This window comes from Kitasatospora sp. NPDC048540 (assembly GCF_040651175.1).
GTDB lineage: Bacteria > Actinomycetota > Actinomycetes > Streptomycetales > Streptomycetaceae > Kitasatospora.
The window spans coordinates 1-2,770 of the sequence record NZ_JBEZIR010000259.1 but is presented as its reverse complement, the minus strand read 5'-3'; the positions used below and the strand labels follow the sequence as shown (position 1 = coordinate 2,770).

At 70.0% G+C, this 2,770-nt stretch carries 4 protein-coding genes; 1 reads left to right on the top strand and 3 read right to left on the bottom strand.

From position 1 onward, the window contains the following. Positions 1–18: 18 nt before the first annotated feature. Positions 19–258, bottom strand: coding sequence for a hypothetical protein (locus AB0D08_RS40670; protein ID WP_359895410.1), 240 nt, complete (start codon positions 256–258; stop codon positions 19–21). Between the two features lie 190 nt (positions 259–448). Further along, positions 449–1,618: an AAA family ATPase gene (locus AB0D08_RS40665; RefSeq protein WP_359895408.1), complete on the bottom strand. Its 1,170-nt coding sequence runs from the start codon at positions 1,616–1,618 to the stop codon at positions 449–451. Between the two features lie 334 nt (positions 1,619–1,952). Here AB0D08_RS40665 and AB0D08_RS40660 point away from each other — a divergent pair, with 334 nt between their 5' ends. Continuing rightward, complete coding sequence (locus AB0D08_RS40660; protein ID WP_359895407.1) at positions 1,953–2,486, top strand: transposase family protein; 534 nt, start codon at positions 1,953–1,955, stop codon at positions 2,484–2,486. A 60-nt stretch (positions 2,487–2,546) separates the two neighbouring features. On the opposite strand, the gene AB0D08_RS40655 is transcribed toward AB0D08_RS40660, so the two are convergent. Then, positions 2,547–2,672 carry a hypothetical protein gene (locus tag AB0D08_RS40655; RefSeq protein WP_255369517.1) on the bottom strand — a complete coding sequence of 42 codons (126 nt, stop codon included), beginning with the start codon at positions 2,670–2,672 and terminating at the stop codon, positions 2,547–2,549. Positions 2,673–2,770 lie beyond the last annotated feature (98 nt).

Genomic DNA, 2,770 nt, shown 5'->3' with positions numbered 1-2,770 from the left:
CTATGAACGGAAGGGCGCTCACTTTGCAGCGTTCGCCAGCATCGCCGCCGCCCTCATTTGCCACCGCAGAATCACCAAATGAGATGACTTCTTAGGCCCATCGGCACGAAGGAGGTGGAGGATGCCGAGCCAGTAGGCGATGTAGAGCCGGTTCGCCGGGTCGTTGGCGGCCGCGACGGCAGGCGCGAGGAACTTCTCGGCAGTGCCTATGTCGCCGCTCATGCCCGCCATGTAGCCCAGAGCGACGTCTCGCTCCATGCAGGGGCTGCATAGTTCAAGGGCCTCGCGCAGGGAGCGGGCCCGCTTAACGGCCTGCACGGTGAGGAGGTGGGTGACCGCAGCTATGAGATGGTGTTCGTGGCTGCCGCGCGTGGGGGAAAGGTCCGCGGCCCAGAGTTCCAGGGTGGCGGCTCGGTGGTGGCGGCCCTGGTCGGCCTGGCGGGTGGCTTCAGCGGCGAGACGGTCGGCGAGACGGGCGTCCGCTCCGGATGCGGCTGCGACACGGTGAGCCCAGGCTGCCTCCTGGGGAACCACGTCGGCTGCCGCGTGGTGGAGGTCGCGGCGCGCCTGGGGGGTGATGGCCTGGTAGACGGCGTCGCGTTGCAGGTCGTGATGCAGCCGTACGGGTGTAGTGGGCTGGCCGGCGTCCCAGGTGACTAGGCCTGTGTCGAGTACTGGTCCCAGGGCCTGGGCAGGGAGTAATGCCGGCCAGGTGACCGACCACGGCGAGGGGGACCTGGGTGTTGAGGACCGCCAGTGCCTCGACCAGCCTACGCGACTCGCCGGGCAGGGTCTCCAGCTGGTGGCGGATCGCGGTCTCCAACGAAACCGGCAATTGCAACGGCCGCGACACGTCGGTCAGCTCGTTGGCGGTGACCTGCCTCAGCAGCGTGCGCAGATGCAGTGGGTGCCCGCCCGTCCGCTCCATCAGCCGTTCGGCCTCCGTTTCACGCAGTACGGCCCCGGTCCGGGCCCGGGCCAGCTCACCCACCTCCGCCCGGCCTAGTCCCGCGAGGCGGACCGTCTCCGAACGTGCCACACCACGGGACAGACCTCGCCACCCCTGCCCGCTCCTGCCGTCATCGGACGCCTCGGCATAGGCCTGGGACCCGGTGCGGGCGGTCATCACCACCAGCACCCGCTCCGACCACAAGCGACGCAACACGAACCCCAGCGCCGCCACCGACTGCTCATCCGCCCACGGCGCATCGTCCACCACCAGCGCGAGCGGCGCCTCCTCCGAAACCGCCGCGAGGACGGCCAGCAGCGCCTGCCCCACCACGAGGGGAGCGGCACTGGCATGGCGCATCAGAGCCGCCAAATCCGTCAGGCCCTCCGTGCCGGGCGGCAGACGCCGCAGCCACTGGTCGAGGGCGCTGTAGGGCCAGTCCCGCTCGGAGCGGTCACACCGCGCCCACACCGCCACCAGCCCGTCCGGACCGTCGGCGAGGGCCCGCTGGACGAGGGCGGTCTTCCCGATCCCCGCCTCACCCTCCACCACCACCAGGCACGGTTCCCGGGCCGCGGCCCGGGCGCGGCCACCATCGAGCACCGCCAGCTCCGGGACACGACCCACGAACAGCCGGGCGCCTCCCCCAAGCCCCGTATCGTCGTCCACCGCCGCCGTCATCACATACCACCGCCCGCCACTAGCATCCACCCACGCGCCCCACCCCCGCACCCCAAGGGATACGGCTCTCGCGTTTGCACCCCGCGTTGTCGGAGCCTGTCGCGCTTGAGAAGCCGTTGTCGTACCGAGCGTGACAAACCAGCACCCACCGGCCCCCGAACCCCACGGACGAACCGAACCTCAACCGGAACTCCATGTTCTGGGGTGGTGCCTGTGGCTGATCTGGGTAGTCGGGCACGCGATTGGGTGGCTAGGTGTCAGGGCTGATGCAAAAGTTAGTTGATCTTGCATAGTTCCTGGTCAGCATGGGTGTCCGAAGCAGATGAAGCTCAGTTGTGGTTGGTGGCCTCGCGAGTCGTCCACCAGCAACGGAGCTTCGGTGCGCCAGCCTGCCGTGTCCTGTCCCTGCTCGGCGTGCGGTGCCGGTGTGTCGGGTGCGCATGGCTTCCCAGAGGTGGTGGGCGTCCTGCGCGATCCGCGTAAGGCCCGGGGGCGTCGGCATCCGCTGCGCGCGGTGCTGCTGGTTGCGCCGTGTGCCATGGCCTGCGGGTTCGGCTCGTTCCGGGCGATGGGCCAGTGGGCGGCCGCGGCCCCGCAGGAGACGCTGGTGCGGCTGGGCCTGCCGGCGCGCGGAGTGTTCGCGCTCGCGGGGTGCTGCCCAGCGCGTCCGCCATCGGCGGATCGCGCGGCGGTGCGGCGGCCGCGCAACTCAAGGCCGACGGCACTCTGGAGCTCTCCCAGGACGGCTGGCACCCTTCCGCCCTGTCCCCGGACCGCTAGCTCGACTCTTTCGGGATCTTGGAGCTTGCCGGGCGCATCAGCGTCATCGGCGGGCACGCTCGAGGCTGTTGCGTAGACCGATGCAGCTGCCGAGGTGTTCGTTGTCCATCCCTGTCGCGGCAGCGAATCCCGGCTTTCAGGCACCGTCCTGGATCCCGGCCAGGCTCCCGCCCTGGAGCTGGCGGCGGCGTACCACCGGCGGTGGGAGTTCGAGGTCGCGCCGGCCGAGATCGAGACGTATCAGCGCGGACCGGCCGGCCACCTGAGAGGACGTTAAGTCCGTTTCTGGTAGCGGCCGCGTCCGGGTTGGTCGAGGAGTCCCTGACGAACGAGTCGTCCCAGGCGGGAGCGGGTGACGTT